Genomic DNA, 16,938 nt, shown 5'->3' with positions numbered 1-16,938 from the left:
CACCCGGCTCCGGACACCGTCAGCCCAGCCCAGCCCTACCTGGGAACGTCATGCCCACCCAACCGCTGGCCACCATGCCTCCACCAGGGCAATCATGGAGTCATGGCAGGACGGGCAGATCTGGGTGACTTCTTGAGGAAGCGCCGGGCGGGCATGACGCCGGCGGAAGCCGGCCTTCCTGGAAATGTTGGTCAGACCGTGCGGCGGGTGCGCGGTCTGCGCCGGGAGGAGGTGGCCCAGCTCGCCGGGATGAGCGTCGACTACTACACCCGGCTGGAGCAGGGCCGGCACACCAGCCCGTCGGAGCCTGTCCTCGACGCCCTCGGGCGGGTCTTCCAGCTAGACGCCGCCGCCCGCGCCCACCTCGCCGACCTGGCCCGGCCGGTCCGGCGCCGCGCCAGGCAGGCGCCCGTCCAGCGGGTCCGCCCGGCAATGCACCAGATGATCGCCTCGTTGGGCGACCACCCAGCCTTCATCGTCGGTAACCGCACGGACATCCTCGCGTCGAACACACTGGCGCGCGCCCTGCTCACCGACTGGACCCGCCTGCCACCCCGCCATCGCAACTACACGCGGTGGGTCTTCCTCGATCCGGCCGCCCGCGATGCCTTGCTCGACTGGCCGACAGTCGCAGCCGAGGTGGTGGGCACCTTACGCCTCTATGCCGGGCGGTTTCCCGACGATCCCCAGCTCAGCGAACTGGTCGGGGAGCTGACCATCAAGAGCCCAGAATTCCGTATGTGGTGGAACGGGCACCAGGTGCACGAGCGTACGAACGGCACCAAGCGTATGACGCACCCCGCCGTCGGACCGATCACCATCCGATACGAGGCACTGGCGCTGTCCGGCGACCCGGACCAGACGCTGTTCATCTACACCACCGACCCGGGCAGCCCGTCGCATGACAACCTGCGCTTGCTTGCGCTCTGGGCTAACCAGCAGCAGACGAACACCACAACGGCCGGTCGCAGCTCGCTGACCGAAACGCGGGCCCGCCCTTTCCTCGACACGGGAAGCGTGTCCGATCCCGCTTGACTCGTCGGCCGTCAGGACGGCGTCCTCCGGTTCGCCCCGGAGTACGCCGTCCTGCTGCGCTGATCATCGACGGGATCCGGTGGCGGGTACGCACTGGAATCCCGTGGCGCCCGCGTCGGTAAGGGAGATCGCTGCTTGCGTGTGACTGCCAGCACGCATCGACCGGCCACTTCCCGACGGTCGATCCCTGGTACACGCCATCGGCCAATGCCACCTCACCCCGATCGACATCTCGACCACGCCGACGTGAGCACTCTCGGTTCCTGGCTGACTGCACCGAATGCAGCAGGCGAGCGTCCGCGGACGGAAACGCTTCGGCAGGAACGGCGGCCAGCGCAGCTCGTGCACGCTCATGCCGCTGACATAGGCGGGGCAATCCTGAGCGTGCTTCCCGATCGACCGATGCGGCTGCGGTAGCCAGCGCTGATGCCAACCAAAGTACTGGGCCGGTAGCTCACGATCGGTCGACGGTCGACGGTCGGCGGCCCGGTGCGAGCCAGGTTTAGGGGAGCAGGCTGGGAGCAGTGGGGTGCCCTGAAGGGCCCTGAAGGGCCCTGAACTGCGTCCAACGGCACCGAACGGCGCTCTACTGCACCCACCCTGCCTGCGGCTTCGTGTTCCCGGAGGTCAGAGTCGGTGCGGCGTCGTGGTGGATTCCGAAGGGGTCGGGGCTCGCTGCTCCCCGGCTTAGCTTCTGTCCCTGGGGTCACGGGTCGTCGGTCACTACGGGGCCAGACCTGCCTTACATCGATGGCGGTCGTGCAGTTCCACCCTGCCGGGCCAGGAGTTTGTCCCGTCAGCTGAGACACCGATCCCATCCGCGACGCGGTGGCCAGCGCATCCTCTGCGGTGACATCTTCGGCGGGTCCGAAGAGGTCGCTGCATCGACGGTTGATCTGGAGGCGACCCTCCGTCACCCCAGAAATTGAGCCTCGGGCGCGATTCCTGTTGTCAGGGCGTGACTGGCGATCAGGTCGCACTCGATCTCAAGCAGTTGTGTCAGGGAGCAGCCTGGTAAGCCTGCCCAGGAACTTTCGAGGGGTTGGCTGAACGCGGCGCGTTGCCGGTGGCCTTCAAGTCGGCTCTTGGCGGCATGAGCGGCCAGTCGGGCCTGGACCAGCCCTTGGCCGATGTACGCGAGGCGCGCCTGACCGGGGCGACGGATTCGGTAGACACCCACCGCCGGCCCTGAACTCCTGGAGCTCCAGGGAAGCTGGGCCCAGTCACACGCCGTCGGAGCCCGACCAAGGTCAAGGACTGAGCCCTGGTCGGCAGGCCGGGAAGCGCGAGCGTCCTGGTAACCACGTGCCCGGCGGCCTGCCTTGACAAGCGCCGCGTTGTTACCCGTGGACTTGACCCACCCGTCCGGCATGCGTCCAAAGTTCGCCGTCGGCGAGCGGCCGAATCGCGCTCGGTGCTGGGAAAGCACCACACACTCGGCCATCTTGCGATCCCTGACGTCCCCGGCGAACTCCGCGATGGAGAACTCAAAACTGGCGCTTTCGGCGGTGCGCATGACCCAGAGACAGGGAGCGGCCGTATGGGGGTCGTTGTACGGCATCTCCTCTCGAAAAAGGACGCATAGCTGACCGAGTCGGCGTCGCAGCCCACCGGTCTGCCCCACGTAGGCGAGGGCGCTGTCACCGATCCGCCTCACCTGGTACAGCCCCGGGCCTCGTGGCACTTGCAGGCGAGCGGCGCATTCGCCGAGCGGAAGCCAACCGCTCCAGGCAAGAGCCGGCACGGTCAGGCTCAAACTCAAAGCCGGCCACCTGCACGGAAATGGTCAAATGTCCCTCGTACCTGCTGGATCCAGAAAGCCTCGCGGGCCTGTTTCGAAGCACCCTTCTGGAGTAAACCCATGTCCTGCGCGAGCTGATAGAAGCCTGGGCCGGCGTCGTTCGCATCAAGGTAGATCACCAGCGCCGAGATCATCGCCCCTACAACCGGATACGTCTCCCGGACGATCCGGCCCAGCAGAAAGCCCATTGCAGCACGGTCGGCCTGCTCCGAGAAGTCGAACGCCGGGTAGCCCGTACGCCGCGCCAGCGTCACACTCATCTCGGTGTAGGACGTGTCGCGCTCCATCAACGCCCGCTCGCGCAGGAACTGCCTGCCCGCGCGCACCAGCACGTCCCACTCGTCATCATGACGACCGTAAGCCGACACGCGATCAGCCCTCTTCGTCGGTCATGGTCCTGGCGGAATCGCACTGTAGGTGACGGCAGCACAGGCTGTACAGCCATCCACGTCAAGCGATGTTGATCACAGTCTTCGAGGTGTAGAGCGGTGCCAGAGCGTCGAAACCGCGGGCTGCCAGATTGTCGCCGACGGAGCCCATCGAGGGCAGGATTCCGTTGTCGTGTAACCGTTCCACCGCCGGGACGGCCGCCGACGCCGTCGCCGACCTCAGCGCGCTACTCGGGCCAACTCGCCGGCGACCCGGGCGCAACCCCGCCGGCCGTCGAGCCCTCGGCGGCCGAGCCGGCCGACGCGGAACCGGTCTATCGCAACGTGGAGGCGTTCGTCGGCGACTACCTCGCCCACGTCGTTGAGCGGCGCCTCGCCTTCGGGCCGACCAGCGAGAACAACTGGTGCCTGCGGTGGTGGGCGCACCCCGAAGCGATCTCCCGTCTGTACGCGCTCTGGCGGGCCTGGGAGACGCTGCGGGTCAGCGACCCAAGACCGGCATGAGCCTCTGGTGGCGCGACCACCTCGACCCCCAGCTCGCCGCGCTCGCCGCCGAATACGGGCCGCAGGTGCGGCCCCGACAAACACACCGAGTCCCGGCCGCTGCCCATCGAACCGGCACCGCCAGAGGTGCTCGCGCAGCTCCCCGACGCGACAGCATCTGATTCCGCAGCATCGCCGCGTCTGCTGCACGGCGGAGCCGCCGGCAGGTGGGTCTTGCCGGTGGACATCAGCGACCATCAGCGACCTTCATCCATTGTGGATGAGAGTTGAGCCTCGGCCGTCACTCGGGTCTGCTTTGATGGTGCGGTGAATACGGCGATGGATGCCTTGGAGCGGGCCATGGACCGGCTCCGGCACCGCTGGCCCCTGCAGTTCACCGTTGCCGGGGCGGGCGGCTGGGCGCTCGTCGTCATCACCTACTTTGCCCTGACCATCGACATCTACGACGGCTTCGTCCGGAACTTCATGTTCTTCGGCATCTTGCCGCTGCTCCTGCTGGGCACGGTGGCGGTGTGGGGTATTGACCGGGTTCCGTGGCCGGTCTGGCCGTGCGGCGTCACCCCGCTGGTAGTGGGCGCGACAGTTGCCCCCGCCAACCCGTCGCGATCGCTCATCGTCAGCACGGTCATCACCGTCATGGTGTTCGTCTACGCCCAGCTCTTCCTGCTGACCCTCCAGTCGGTCGACGTGCTCCGGGCCCGACGCCTCGGCCTGGTCGGCCCGATGCCACCACCGCGCGTGCATCCGGGCCGGTTGGGCCGCGTGCTGGACCTGCTCCGGCTGCCTCCCGAGACCGGCCCGATGCCGCCGAGTGCTCGGCGGCGCCGACGGCTCCTCCAAGTCAAGGTGCTCATCTCCGTGGTGGTCCTCTACTTCACCTTCCACCCCGACATCCCGTTGGTGACGATCAGGTCGTTGGGCGCCATGCAGACCACAGCGGGTGTCACGGTCAACCCTCAGCCGGTTCTGCTCGGCGAACTCGTCAAGATTTTCTTTTTCCCGCTGATCATCGGGGCGATCGTTCGGTCGTTCTGGGGCGCCTGGGGCGCCGCTGTCGCCATACCCACCATTTTCGGCCTGGGTTTGTGGGTGATGGATCCGGCCGATCGACCGCGGGCGCTCCTGGAGACCGGCTGGCTCGTACTCGTCACCACCTGGTTCTGGGCCCGGGCCGCGACTGCCGACTACTGGGGTCGCAAACCGGGGGAAGAGCCGTCGTGGCGCAATCCGTTCTCTCGGCTGCATTTCGAGTTCACCAACGGAGAGGTGTATCGCGGCAAGGGGCGTCCCGACTAGGGACTTTATCGAAGTCGGTCACAGCCACTGGCTCGCAATCGACGCGGCGATTGCCTCGTACCCTCACGATGTGGTGGCAGGATGGTGGGTACGCATGCGGCGGCGGACGGGTCTGGCAAGAGTGGGCCGGCAGCCTGCAGATCGGCCCCGCCCCGTGTGTCAGAGAACGCACCAGGATGCGAGCTAGCGTCACAAACGGCAGTATCCGCACGTCACGGGGGCCGAACGGTATCGCAGCAGCCGGATTGCGGAACTCATGACCTGCATCCTGACGGACTCCCGGATGTGGGGGCATCCGCTGTCGTATCCCTGTAGTGGAGCGCGTGCCATGGGTGTGCTGTACGACTACTTCCGGGCCAACGGCGACGCTGCGGCTGTCAGGTTGATGGAGGATTTCGAGGGCGGCCGTTGGCTGTCAGCCGCAGCGGCATGGCTGTGGATGCGGTTGGTCTGAAGGGCATCGAGGCGACCGTGTCCCTCGGCAAGCTGGTGAGCTTCGTTTGACAGGTCGACTGGGGTGTGAGTCTGATCGACCTTGAGTTGTTGTGGAGCGGGGACGAGCTGGACGGACCGTGGCTGATGTCGCTGGACCGGGCCGCGCGGGACACCCTCGCCTCCATCAGTAACGACCAGGTGCTGGAGTTGTCGGCGCAATGGGGGCGGACCGAGGAACTGGCGTGGAGTGGGCCACGGTCTGACGACGAGATGCTGCCTGTCATCGAGAAGATGGCCGCCCTTGCTCAGCGCGCGCGAGACGCGGGCGAAGATCTGTATTGCTGGTGCTGCCTGTGACTTACAAGGGGGTGCCGGGACCGGACCAGGGGGAGCAGACTGGGAGCAACAGGGTGCCCTGAACGGCCTTGAAGCGTCCAACGGCGCCGAACGGTGCTCAACTGCACCCACCCCTGCCTGCGGCTCCACGTTGCGGCAGGTCAGAGTCGGTGCGGCGTCCTGTTTCACCGCGGAGTGCTCGGCGGTTTCGGGCAGCAGTCGACAGTTCTCCATGTTTCCTGACGGGGGAGTGCGCGCAGGTCACGGCGGTAAGGAGCTGCTGGGTGGCCTGGCCTTGCAGTTGGGAGCAGATTGGGTGCAGGTTGGCGAAGTGGTCAGCGCGCCCGAAGTGCCCGCCTCTGCTGGACAGGGCGGCGGGTGTTGGACCTGCGGTGATGTGGGCGAGCGGTCCGGCGTGAGCTCCCAGAGAAGACCGAAGTGGTCATCGTTGGCTGCTCCCCGCCTGCCTGGTGCCGACTTGTCGCCCTGGGCCCGCCGACGCCAGTCGCCGGGACGATCCTGCATCGACGTGCGGCTCTAGCGGAGACGGCAGTGGCGGACACGCCCCGTTGGGGTGGCTGGAAACCTCCGTGAGGTGCCTACTTGCAGCCCGGGCAGCAGCGAGGGCCGCTCAGTAAGGTGTCGCCGCCACCGGACGCGGGCGACGACAAGGAACGCAGCGAACCAGTGCCGGTCCTCTGGTAGGGGGTTTACGAGTCGTCCGACGGCGCCGGCGGTGGAATCGGTTGGCGGCTGGGCATGGCGGGATGATTAGGTACCTGGGTGAAGGGATGGAACGGCCGCTCGCGACGGAAGGCCGGTGGGGCGGGGTCGGCGTGGAAGCTCAACCCGGGTGTGCCGCTGCGAAAGCCGGACGAGGGCGACGTGCTGGTGTCGGCGTCGATCGGGCCCGACGGTGACCTTGTCGCGCTGTGGTCCAACCCTGGCGATGAGGCGGCTCTGCGATCAGTCACCACCCAACCTGGCTGGGCGACGTTTCCTAACCCGACTACCGAGCGCCCCGTCGTAGCGCGATCGAGCCGACAGACCGGGGAGAGGATCGACATCACCCCGTTGCCTGGGCTGACGCTCGCCCATCCCTCGTTGCAGCCCCTACCCCAGGGCCGGGTGCTGGTGGTGGGTGCGCGGTGCCGGTGGCGCCCCGACGGTCCGGACCACAACGCCGTGATCTACGACAGCGACGGAAACGTCGAGGCGGAAGCAACCCTCGGCGACGGCATCGAGCACATGTTCACCACCACCTCAGGTGAGGTGTGGGTCGGGTACTTCGACGAAGGCGTGTACGGCAACTACGGCTGGGGCGACAGCGATACCCCGCCACCGATCGGCGCCACAGGCCTGATCCGCTTCACACCCGAGCTGAAGCCAGGGTGGAAATTCCCATCCCACGTTGACAACGGCTGGGGCGCGATCAGCGACTGCTACGCCCTCAACGTCACCGACGACACGGTCTGGACCTGCTATTACACGGACTTTCCCATCGTGCGTGTCAGCGGCGACGAGGTCACCGGATGGCGCAACCCGATCGACGGCGCCACAGCGCTGACGATCAGCGGCGACCGTATCGGGCTCCTCGGCGGGTACGGGCACGAGCGTCACCGGTTCGTGGTGGGTGCACTGGACGGCGAAGCGATGCGCGTCATCGGCGAGTACCAGCTCGTCCTGCCCGACGGCGCCCCGCTGCCACCTCGAGTGACGGCCGTCGGCCGCGGGTCGGTGCTCCACCTCATCACGGCCGACCGCTGGTACCAGGTGAACCTGCAGGACGCTTGCGGCGGGTGACTGCGGTCAGCCGGCCGGCTGACCGGCGGGTCGGGCGGGACCCCGACGATCGGTCGCAGTCGTACGGGCGCACGCCCATCCACATCCGAGCGCAACCCAGCACCACGTACCGTCCCGATGTGTAGGGCTGATCCGCTCGACAGCGTCAGGGTCGCCAGCCGGGCACCTCGGCGACGACTTAAATCCCACCGGCAAATCTGTGTGCAGGTCTTCCTCGACGATGACCTCTTCGGCGGATCCAAAGGCCTCAGCGTTGGCGTCCCCGCAGAGGCGGTAGGGCGGCGTCCGCTCATGCCGATGTGCGGATGCCGACGGACTCGCTGTCTGCATGACACCGGAGTCGACCCTGCACGCGCTGGCCGACAACGGTGCCCTCGGCGGGGTCATAGGCTCGCCGGGTGACGGACGAGGAGACTAGGGAACTTGTCATCGATCGCCTGCTCCTGGCGATGGCGGCGCAACTCGACACGTCGGGGAGTCCGGCGTTAGCGGCCGGTGCGGCCGAGGCGCTCGCCGACTTGAGCAGGTCCCAGGCCGATGTCATCTTCGGCCAGGCTGGCCATCTGGTTCACTACGGCGCGGACACCGAGCCGCTGAAGACTCTCATCCACGCGATCACGGCCATCCAACGCGATGAGGCTCCGGCAGATGCCCCGCTCAAGCCGGGTGACGAAGTGCGACTCGTGGGTGAGGTGCCAGGGAGTCTTGCCGACTACGATGAGATGTGGCTGCGCGAGACCACGTTCGTCGTCCGCTACGTCGGTAGGAATGCGATGGTCGACGTGCAGCCGGACCTGGCCGAGGATTACGTGATCGCGACGGTGCCGGCCGCCGGCGTGGAACCCATGCGAAGGGAGAGCACTCCGTAGCATCGCCGCATCCGCTCAGGGATGACTGTCGTCTATGGGTCGGGTGGATACGTCGGCGGCAATCATGATGCCGGAGAACGCTTACGGCGACGCGTGCCCGCCCACGTCCGCTTCTGCCGCCGACCGTGCGCGCCTGCTAGGTGGTGGCGGGTCGCCGGCCGAGCGTGATAGTCGCTCACCTCGGGCTCTCGCCCGATATGCGACCGGGCGGTGGCATGCCGCGCGCAGGGACCTGAGCGAGAATGGTCCAGTTCGAATTCTGCGCAACCCTGGAAGGACCCTCCCTTGGCCGGTGGACTCGTAGCCCTGCTGGATGACGTGGCGGTGCTGGCCCGGGCCGCTGCAGCGTCGATCGATGACATCGGGGCGGCCGCCGCGAAGGCCGGCGCCAAGGCTGCGGGTGTCGTCGTCGACGATGCTGCCGTCACGCCGCAGTACGTGCGGAGCCTGGCGGCCGAGCGCGAGTTGCCGATTATCAAGCGCATTGCCGTGGGGTCGCTGCGCAACAAGTTCTTCATCATCCTGCCGGCGGTGCTGCTGCTCAGTCAGTTCGTGCCTTGGCTGCTCACTCCGATCCTCATGCTAGGCGGCGCCTACCTCTGTTATGAAGGCGCGGAGAAGGTGTGGGCCAAGATCGCCCATCACGGTGCCTCCGGCGCGGGCGAGGAGAAGGTGCAGGATGAGACGAGACTGGTGTCTGGGGCGGTACGAACCGACCTGATCCTCTCGGCGGAGATCATGGTCATCAGCCTTAACGAGGTGATCGATGAGGCGTTCTGGTCCCGCCTGGCGATCCTGGCTGTCGTCGCCGTCGTCATAACCGTCCTGGTGTACGGCGTGGTGGCCCTGATCGTAAAGATGGACGACGCTGGGCTGCGCCTGTCGCAACGTTCCGGCGCCGTCGCCACGTTCGGCCGCGGTCTGGTGAGGGCGATGCCGGTGGTTCTCACCGTGCTGACGGTAGTCGGCACCGCTGCGATGCTGTGGGTGGGCGGGCACATCCTGCTGCTAGGCACGAACGAGCTGAACCTGCACTTCCTGTACGAGGCCGTGCACCACGTGGAGGTCGCCGCCCACGATGCCACGGGTGTTCTCGGCGGGCTCGTCGGCTGGCTTGTCAACACGGTGGCCAGCGCGATCCTCGGGCTGATCGTCGGAGCGCTGGTCGTGCTGGTCATGACTCTCACGCTCCACCGCCGCACATCCAAGGCTGCGGCTGCGGCGGCCACGACTCGTGCTGACGGCACCATCCCCGCGCCGCCGAGCCGTGCAGCTCGGCGTCTCGACGCTCCTACGGACCGGGCGCCGCGCGGTTGACCGCAAAGTCACCGCAACTCGACCAGGGGGTCTGACCCCAGCCATGGTGCGCAGCGCCAATGCAGCGCGGTGTAGGTCCGGCGTTGGTCGAGGAGGCTCCGAGACTCGGGCTTGTCAGGCCGTCAGGCGGGTGCCGAGGCGTGCCAGAGGCGAAGTGCTCGGTCCCGAATCGGCTGGGAGAATTCGCGCGAGTCCTTCATGTCGGCCAGTACGTCGCGCAGATCCCGGGTAGGCCAGCCGGCGTCCAACCAATCGAGTGCCAGTGTCGGCCAGTAGCTTCCCCAGGCGGTGAGCGCGAACCGCACGAGGGCGGGAAGCGGTGTGTCGGTGACAGGCACATCAGACAGTTCCGCACTGACGTCGCTCGGGGTGCGCTCCAGCAGTGGCAACAGCCACACCAGCCGGTCCCCGGCCGGGTAGACCAACCCGTCGGCGGCGCCATGGATTAGCCAAGTGCCGACATCATCTCGCACGAGGAGCAGGCCGTTGTTGATCCTTAGCCTCAGACGGAGACGATCGTCGGCAGAGCCCATGCCGAACAGCCTGCCATGACCTGATAAGACGCGGCATCCGAGAAGGCGAGGGAGTGTGCGCAGGTCAAGGCGGTGAGGAGTCATTGGTTGCGCGGGCCTTGCGACTGGGAGCAGATTGGGTGCAGGTTGGCGAAGAAGTGTCCGCGCCCGAAGTGCTCACCAACGGCGGACAGAGACGAGGGGCCTTGACCTGCGGTGATGGAGGCCGAGCGGTGCGGCGTGACCTCCCAGTGGAGGTCGAAGTGGTCAGTCGTTGCGACACCCTGGATAGCTGGCGCCGGCTCGTGTCCTGGTTCGCCTAAGGCCATGTCCGGGGATGTGCTGCAGATCGATGTGAGGCGTTGCGAGTGCGCTTGCGGGAGTCCGTGGCGGTTCCGGCATCTGGGACACCGATCCCACGGGCGATGCCCTGACCAGCCCCTTCAGGCTGATGGCCTCTTCGGCGGATCTGAAGGCGTCAGCGCTGGCCCTTGGGAGAGGCGGTAGAGCTGCGTCCGCACAAGGCTGATCAGAGAGCGCATCAGGTATAGCCATCCGCGAAGGCACCCGGAGGTCCCGAAGTGGCAGAGGTGCCAACCTATTCGCTCGGAGCGCCTTCGCGGGCGTCCTGATTGTCGTCGACGCTTTGCTCGGCGACCGGGTTCAAGTCCACGGCGGCAGGGTCCTGCTCACGGCCCAAGAGGTGCTTCGAAACAAGCTTCCATGGGTCGCGCCGCCAGAGCCCGACGCCAGCTGCCACGACGACGGCGCTCGCAGCGATGCCGATCGCCACGTCCTTCTTAACGCCGGCAGCTTCGCCGATCGCTCGGCCGATCTCCTCGCCGATGGCGAGCCCCTCTCCGACGCCCGTGTGGTGGCCGGCGCCCCACGTCGCGTTGCCCATGCCAGTCCCTCCGACTCTTCCCTTTGGGGCATCGGGTCTTGGTCGACGGCTGTCTTACCGGGAGCCTCGTCCTATGTCGACACACGCTGCCTGCCACCCATCGCGACCAGGCCCATCACGATGAAGAGCGCTCAATGCCTGACCCGCACCATAACATCGCAACGCCGCTATATCGACGCCAAGCTATCGTGGTCTGACCCCTGCAGCGACAGCGCGAAGGTGAGTCATGGACGTAGTCAGTACCACCGAGGTCCCGGTTGAAGACGGGTTCGCCTTCTGGCGCGAGGTAAACTCGAAGCTCTGGGTGCCCTACGATTTACGCTGTGAATCGCAGTCGGAGCCCGGATTTCGGGCTCAGGTCGGAATCAGCGAGTTCGGTCCCGTGCAGGCGACATTAATGACCACGATGCCGCACTCGGTCCACCGTACTCCCAAGCTCATTCGGCAGGCCGATCCCGAGGTGTTCAAGCTGGGTTGCCTTGTGCGCGGTGGCGGCATGATCACGCAAGACGGCCAGCGCACAGATTTCGGCGTGGGGGACCTGATACTGTATGACACCTCCCGGCCCTACGTGGCCGAATTCACCCCGGATGCGCCAGTTAGTCAGCTGCTGCTCCTGCGCTTCCCGCGCTCGTTACTGCCGTTGCCCCCTCGGGAGTTGCGGCGCCTGAGCGCAGTTCGCATCCCTGGAGCCCAAGGCATCGGCGCGTTGTCTTCACAATTCCTGCTGCGCCTTGCCCGGCACATGGACGAACTCAGTCCGTTGGACGCCGCCCGGCTGTCCACCCTCACCATTGACGTGTTGACAGCGGCACTGGCCAACGCGCTGGACGTCCAAAGCGCGGTGCCCTCCCACACCCAACGGCGAGCGATGATGGCTCAGATCCACGCCTTCGTCCGAGAGAATCTGGGTGATCCGCGCCTGACACCGGACGCGATCGCCGCAGCGCATCACATCTCGTTGCGATACCTGCACAAGCTGTTCCACGAGGAAGGGCGCACGGTCGCCGGCTGGGTCCGCGAGCGTCGCCTGGAGCAGTGCCGACGCGACCTCGCCAACCCCCAACTAGGCGCCCGCCCGATCCACACGATCGCCGCCCAGTGGGGGTTCACCAGCCCGGCACACTTCAGCCAGGCGTTCCGCAGCGCCTACGGCCTTTCGCCACGCCAGTTCCGCGAGCAGTGCGCGAGAGTACGCGCAGACTAAAGACTTGTGCGCTTACCAGTAACGACAGACCCGGCTGTGGCCTGCACTCTTATCTTAGGAAGTCCGCTCAGTCAGGGTTGAATCTGATTCCGGCTTACGGAGAAAGGTTCACTTGAGCGTGTTACATCGGTCCGTGTTTTCGCGATGGAAGGAGCGCGAGGAAGTACATCGATCATTTCATGCAGCCAGCAGCATCATCTAGGCCGCAGCGGCGGCTGACAGGAGACCATTGTGAAAATGTGGTACAGATCGGCGTTTCGGATCTCGGCAGTGACCGCGATCCTCGGCGCACTCACCCTGTCCGGGACCGTGGCACAGGCAAGTCCGGGCGCCGCCTCCCGCCTGTCCCAACCCGAAACCACCGCGGTTTCGGAGCAGGCCAAGCCCGGCAGCGAGGACGTCGCCGCGCAGGTTTGCGGCTACTACGAAGACGCGGTGACGGCCTGGTACAACCACTGCGGGAGCACCCATGTGCTCATCTACGTCGACGCGACGTGGCCCCGCGACGACTGGACCTGGTGCATCGGCCCGGGAACGTGGGACATCGGCGGCGCCAACGCCGTATCCAACGCCTGGTACTCGGGCCAAACTTGTTGAACCGCCAGCCAAGCGCTGCGCGATTCTCCACCTGCGTTCGGCGGTTGCGGATCAGGTCAGCGAGGCAAATGAGGGTGCGGTCGGACAGGGGAATCGCGGCAGGGTAGGACAACAGCGAGGCTTCCGGTTGGGGCATCGGATCTTGCTCGACTGCTGCCTGACCGGGAGCCTCGCCCTACGTCGATCCCTGCCCCCACCCCACCGCCCTGACCAGCCCCGTCACGATGAAAAGAGCTCATTGACCGCGAGTCGCATTCGGCACCCTTGGCCGATCGCGCTCCGTCAAGACGCCAATATCCTACGACGCTCTTGGCGAAATCGAGCGGTGCGGCGTGACCTCCCAGTGAAGAGCGAAGAGGTCAAGCCTCCAACTTCCCGACTGGCTGGTGCTGGCTGTTGAACTGAGGCCTGCCGGTTCCAATCACGAGGCCAGCCCGCATCGATGCGTGGCTCTGGCTGTCGTCGCGGTTGCGTCGGTACGGATCCCGCGAGCTGAGACTCGGATCCCACTGGCGAACCTCTGAGCAGGGGTTCCAGAACGGTGACCTCTTCGGAGGATTCGAAGGCGTCAGCGTTGGCATCCCCGCGGAGGCAGTAGGGCGACGTCCGCACGTTCGATGTGAGCGCGTGGGCTGCTGTTCCCCTACGAGTGTTACTGGAGCAGGTTGAGCTGAGACTTCTCGCCTGACTGGCAGCGCGGAAGTCACTCACCGGATGTCGGTTGCGCGCCGCGGTGGCTGGCCCAGCAAGATGACCTCCGAGAAGATCGCGGTAGCCCGCAGGTGTACACCTCCGAGAAGTGCACCATCGACGTCGGGCAATCGTCGTCCTCTCGAAGGCAGACAACGGCAGGCGCGACACCTGACGTGCGCGCCTGCCGCATTGTGGCCTTTCAGCCCCGCGGTGCGACCCGGATACGGTTCCCGTCAGGATCGGCTGCGAGGAAGGTCAGCCCAAACCCCACGTCATGAGGCTCGTGCAGGATCGTGACGCCCTTGGACTGCCACTGCTCGAAGATCGCGTTGACCTCGTCGGGTCGTCCACCGTCGATGGCCAGGCAAACCTCACTGGTACGCGGGACGTCCGGCGACAGATCCTCGAACTGGCCGGACCACAGAGCGAGGTCAGCGCCTGGCCCGAGGTCGAAGGTGATGTATCCCGGAGTCTCGAACGAAGGGCTCATGCCGAGGAGGTCGCCGTAGAAACGAGCTGCGGCGGGAGCGTCGTTCACATAGACGATGGACACGACGGACGTGGTCATGGTTGTTCCTTCTCACCGCTCGTAGGTACGCATCCACCAGCCTGGCCGGAATATGCGCCGCATCATGTCGCAATTCCTGAAAAACTTGGTGTGTGACCCCAGACCGCTTCTTCGCCCTGATGCTGCTCCTCGAATCGAGGGATGGCGCGACCACACAGGAACTTGCTTCAGCGCTCGGGGTTTCCCTCCGAACCATCACCCGGGACCTGAACTGGCTCCGCGACGCTGGACTGCCCGTGACCGCACACAGGGGCCGCCTCGGTGGCGTGACCATGCTGCCCGGATCCGGACTCGACCTCACGCGACTCACACCGGGCGAGCGTGATCATCTCTCGCTCATCGGGCTGGATGAAAAACAACGCGCGGAGCTCAACGCATCGGTCGAAAGCCAGCGCGCGCTGTCCAAGATCGCCGCTACACAGCCACGTCGAGTTCATGAGCTCCTGCCTCTCACCGACGTAGTGCACGTGGACAGCCGTCCCTGGCACCAGTCACGAGCTTCCGGCACGACTCCGGCTTCGCTGATCGGATCGGTGCGACGAGGTCGCAGGCTACAGATTGTGTACGACAGCCCACGCGAGTCATGCCCACGCGACGTGGTCGTGGATCCCTACGGGCTGTTCGCCAAGGCCGGCATCTGGTATCTCGTCGCCGACTATTCCCGAGTGCCACGGATGTACCGACTCGAACGGATCACGACGTGGAAAGAAGTCGACCAGCCGCGACGGATCCGCGAGAACCAGACCCTGGCCACCGTCGCTGCAGCGCTCATTGATCAGTGGGAACACAACCACGCGGTAGAGGTCAGCGCCACCATCGACCAGACCCAGATCAAGCGAGCGCAACGGATTTTTGGTCTACGACTCGTCCGGGACCATGAGGAATCCGCCGCCGGCCACAAGGTGACAATACGCCTCATGCATCTTGAGGACGTACGAGCATTGCTGCCGTTCGGGAACGCCATCACTGTGCACGGCCCCACCGAAGCCAGGGCTCACCTCCGCGCCCTCGCCACCAACCTTGCCCACCACTATGCGCCGTCACCAACGTCCTGACCAGCAATATCTGGTTGTCCGCGAGGATGCACATCCTGGCGTCAAATCAACTCACTCTCATGCCGCGATCCGCGCGACTGCGGCTGAACTGTTGGACCTCGGTTGAGCCGTTCGGGAGCTCGTCCACGATGAGCGGGCTCCCCGGAGCCTGGCCCGGCTCGAACGGTGCTGCCATCCCTGGGCCAGTGACGTGCGGTACCGGTGCCGCACGCTGGGCAGGCCGGTCTACGACGTTAGTGCGTCCAAGCCCCTGGTAGGGGAGTTCGTATACCTCGCCGGCTGTTTGCTCCCCATACCGGTGGGGCGCCGCCGTCATCCATAGCCGAAGCTACGAGGAGGTGCTGGTCCGATGACCGTACCTCGTGCCAGCGACCGCGATCTGGCAAGGAACGACCTGGGGGTCCATCCACCGCCGGCCGGTCGGCGGCCGCAGCATGGTCACGAGCCGGGGATCGGGGGAGCAGGTGGGGAGCAACAGGGTGCACTGAACGGCCTTCAACTGCACCGAACTGCACCCGACGGCCCGCAACTGCACCCACCCCTGCCTGCGGTTTCTCATCTCCGCAGGTCAGAGTCGGTGCGGCGTCCTGTTGAAGGGCGAAGTGGTCAGGTGGCGCTGTTCCCAGGGTGGCTGGCGCCGGCCGGGCGTCTCGGGTCGCCTAACGCCGCGCCTGCAGGTGTGCTGAAGATCGATGTAGAGCGTTGCGGGTGGGCGGAGTGAAGTCCGCCGCAGTTCCGTCATCTGAGACACCGATTCCACGGGCAACGTCTTGAGCAGGCCCTTCAGGCTGGAGGCCTCTTCGGCGGATCCGAAGGTGTCAGCCATGATGTTTCCGGATGTCGGTCGGGCGACACCTGCTTATGCCGCTGAGCAGATCCCGACAGCGGCGTGTTGCTCGACCAACTTCTCCACCCGGCGGTTCGACACCCCGAGCAGATACGTCGTCGCCACCACCGGCACCAACGCCTGTTCGGCCCGCCGGCAGTAAGGGCTTCTCGCAGACTAGACAGGGCGTCGTATGGACGTTCAGAACACGGTGCGCAACTTCGTCATGGCGCTCGAGCACTGGCAGAACATGGCCTTCGTTCATTGCGCCGTCGGGGACGGACCCAGAGGGTGGAGATGACGGCAGGTGTGTCCGGCAGCGCGACGACGGCGAGGTCAGCCGGCCGGGGTGGGGCTTGCCGGGACAGGGAGCAGGTTGCGCTCTGCGAAGACCTTCTTGGCGACGAGCGTGGCGTTGACGGCCCGCGGCACGCCGCAGTAGACCACCGCCTGCAGCAGCGCCTCGACTATCTCCGACGGCGTCAGGCCCGCGTTGAGTGCCCCGTTGACGTGCACCTCTAGTTGGGCCCCGGCATCACCGAGGCCGGTCAGAATGCCGAGGGTGAGCAGCTCCCGGTCCCGGCGCGCGAGCTGGGGCCGGACGTAGAGATCCCCGTAGGACCAGGCGACGGAGCGACGGCTGAGCTCGGGTGAGACGTCGGCGAGGGATTCCAGGAGTCTCTGCGCGGCGCCGCCGTCGGCCTGTCGTAGCGCCTCAAGACCCCGCTCGTACTGCTCGTCTCCCGCCATGGTCACGCCCTACCTCTCCAATCGTCCTGTCGGCCGGACCG

The 16,938-nt window shown here is 66.2% G+C and carries 15 protein-coding genes and 2 pseudogenes; 11 read left to right on the top strand and 6 right to left on the bottom strand.

Translation table 11 applies throughout. From position 1 onward, the window contains the following. Positions 1-102: 102 nt before the first annotated feature. Positions 103-1,035, top strand: a complete 933-nt coding sequence (locus IF46_RS0128395; protein ID WP_084598089.1) for a helix-turn-helix transcriptional regulator — start codon at positions 103-105, stop codon at positions 1,033-1,035. 1,758 nt (positions 1,036-2,793) lie between these two features. Here the strand turns inward: IF46_RS0128395 and IF46_RS0128390 are convergent. Beyond that, a complete protein-coding gene (locus IF46_RS0128390) occupies positions 2,794-3,204 on the bottom strand; it encodes a hypothetical protein (RefSeq protein ID WP_030491460.1) in 411 nt (136 codons plus the stop codon). Between the two features lie 120 nt (positions 3,205-3,324). Here IF46_RS0128390 and IF46_RS35800 point away from each other — a divergent pair. The 7 genes and pseudogenes from IF46_RS35800 (at position 3,325) to IF46_RS0128355 (ending at position 9,785) form a co-directional block, all read left to right on the top strand. After that, positions 3,325-3,890, top strand: a pseudogene (locus IF46_RS35800) (DUF4913 domain-containing protein). A gap of 157 nt (positions 3,891-4,047) precedes the next feature. After that, positions 4,048-5,025 (top strand): hypothetical protein, encoded by a 978-nt coding sequence (locus tag IF46_RS0128380; RefSeq protein ID WP_030491459.1) that lies wholly within the window; start codon positions 4,048-4,050, stop codon positions 5,023-5,025. Between the two features lie 328 nt (positions 5,026-5,353). Further along, complete coding sequence (locus tag IF46_RS35565) at positions 5,354-5,479, top strand: hypothetical protein (RefSeq protein WP_269640217.1); 126 nt, start codon at positions 5,354-5,356, stop codon at positions 5,477-5,479. 65 nt (positions 5,480-5,544) lie between these two features. Continuing rightward, entirely contained in the window at positions 5,545-5,817 is a 273-nt protein-coding gene (locus IF46_RS0128370; RefSeq protein WP_030491457.1) for a hypothetical protein, read from the top strand. A 1,164-nt stretch (positions 5,818-6,981) separates the two neighbouring features. Next, complete coding sequence (locus IF46_RS34585; protein ID WP_157563596.1) at positions 6,982-7,599, top strand: hypothetical protein; 618 nt, start codon at positions 6,982-6,984, stop codon at positions 7,597-7,599. Positions 7,600-7,997: 398 nt separating this feature from the next. Continuing rightward, complete coding sequence (locus tag IF46_RS0128360) at positions 7,998-8,468, top strand: hypothetical protein (protein ID WP_084598088.1); 471 nt, start codon at positions 7,998-8,000, stop codon at positions 8,466-8,468. 285 nt (positions 8,469-8,753) lie between these two features. Then, on the top strand, positions 8,754-9,785 hold the full coding sequence (locus IF46_RS0128355) for a DUF808 domain-containing protein (protein ID WP_030491454.1): 1,032 nt from the start codon (positions 8,754-8,756) through the stop codon (positions 9,783-9,785). Positions 9,786-9,907: 122 nt separating this feature from the next. Here the strand turns inward: IF46_RS0128355 and IF46_RS0128350 are convergent, their stop codons facing one another. Beyond that, positions 9,908-10,318, bottom strand: a complete 411-nt coding sequence (locus IF46_RS0128350) for a hypothetical protein (protein WP_157563593.1) — start codon at positions 10,316-10,318, stop codon at positions 9,908-9,910. Positions 10,319-10,895: 577 nt separating this feature from the next. Further along, a complete protein-coding gene (locus IF46_RS0128345) occupies positions 10,896-11,201 on the bottom strand; it encodes a hypothetical protein (protein ID WP_030491452.1) in 306 nt (101 codons plus the stop codon). 226 nt (positions 11,202-11,427) lie between these two features. Here IF46_RS0128345 and IF46_RS0128340 point away from each other — a divergent pair, with 226 nt between their 5' ends. Next, positions 11,428-12,408 carry a helix-turn-helix domain-containing protein gene (locus tag IF46_RS0128340; protein ID WP_030491451.1) on the top strand — a complete coding sequence of 327 codons (981 nt, stop codon included), beginning with the start codon at positions 11,428-11,430 and terminating at the stop codon, positions 12,406-12,408. 237 nt (positions 12,409-12,645) lie between these two features. After that, positions 12,646-13,005 (top strand): DUF6355 family natural product biosynthesis protein, encoded by a 360-nt coding sequence (locus tag IF46_RS33470; protein WP_051724236.1) that lies wholly within the window; start codon positions 12,646-12,648, stop codon positions 13,003-13,005. 892 nt (positions 13,006-13,897) lie between these two features. Here IF46_RS33470 and IF46_RS0128330 read toward each other — a convergent pair. Then, positions 13,898-14,266, bottom strand: a complete 369-nt coding sequence (locus IF46_RS0128330) for a VOC family protein (protein ID WP_030491449.1) — start codon at positions 14,264-14,266, stop codon at positions 13,898-13,900. Between the two features lie 92 nt (positions 14,267-14,358). Here IF46_RS0128330 and IF46_RS0128325 point away from each other — a divergent pair, with 92 nt between their 5' ends. Beyond that, a complete protein-coding gene (locus IF46_RS0128325; protein ID WP_030491448.1) occupies positions 14,359-15,321 on the top strand; it encodes a helix-turn-helix transcriptional regulator in 963 nt (320 codons plus the stop codon). A gap of 895 nt (positions 15,322-16,216) precedes the next feature. Here IF46_RS0128325 and IF46_RS35795 read toward each other — a convergent pair. Next, positions 16,217-16,303: pseudogene (locus tag IF46_RS35795) on the bottom strand (hypothetical protein); the annotation flags it as partial. A gap of 180 nt (positions 16,304-16,483) precedes the next feature. Continuing rightward, a complete protein-coding gene (locus IF46_RS0128310) occupies positions 16,484-16,897 on the bottom strand; it encodes a carboxymuconolactone decarboxylase family protein (RefSeq protein WP_030491446.1) in 414 nt (137 codons plus the stop codon). Positions 16,898-16,938 lie beyond the last annotated feature (41 nt).

The organism is Micromonospora chokoriensis (assembly GCF_000718555.1).
GTDB classification, from domain to species: domain Bacteria; phylum Actinomycetota; class Actinomycetes; order Mycobacteriales; family Micromonosporaceae; genus Micromonospora; species Micromonospora chokoriensis_B.
The sequence above is the reverse complement of the archived record's forward strand: the minus strand, read 5'-3'. Positions and strand labels throughout refer to the sequence as shown.

Excerpts from the sequence above, each read along its gene's own strand:
- IF46_RS0128395 (WP_084598089.1), top strand. The coding sequence starts at position 103 with ATGGCAGGACGGGCAGATCTGGGTGACTTCTTGAGGAAGCGCCGGGCG.
- IF46_RS0128380 (WP_030491459.1), top strand. The coding sequence starts at position 4,048 with ATGGATGCCTTGGAGCGGGCCATGGACCGGCTCCGGCACCGCTGGCCC.
- IF46_RS35565 (WP_269640217.1), top strand. The coding sequence starts at position 5,354 with ATGGGTGTGCTGTACGACTACTTCCGGGCCAACGGCGACGCTGCGGCT.
- IF46_RS0128350 (WP_157563593.1), bottom strand. The coding sequence starts at position 10,318 with ATGGGCTCTGCCGACGATCGTCTCCGTCTGAGGCTAAGGATCAACAAC.
- IF46_RS0128345 (WP_030491452.1), bottom strand. The coding sequence starts at position 11,201 with ATGGGCAACGCGACGTGGGGCGCCGGCCACCACACGGGCGTCGGAGAG.
- IF46_RS0128340 (WP_030491451.1), top strand. The coding sequence starts at position 11,428 with ATGGACGTAGTCAGTACCACCGAGGTCCCGGTTGAAGACGGGTTCGCC.
- IF46_RS33470 (WP_051724236.1), top strand. The coding sequence starts at position 12,646 with ATGTGGTACAGATCGGCGTTTCGGATCTCGGCAGTGACCGCGATCCTC.
- IF46_RS0128330 (WP_030491449.1), bottom strand. The coding sequence starts at position 14,266 with ATGACCACGTCCGTCGTGTCCATCGTCTATGTGAACGACGCTCCCGCC.
- IF46_RS0128310 (WP_030491446.1), bottom strand. The coding sequence starts at position 16,897 with ATGGCGGGAGACGAGCAGTACGAGCGGGGTCTTGAGGCGCTACGACAG.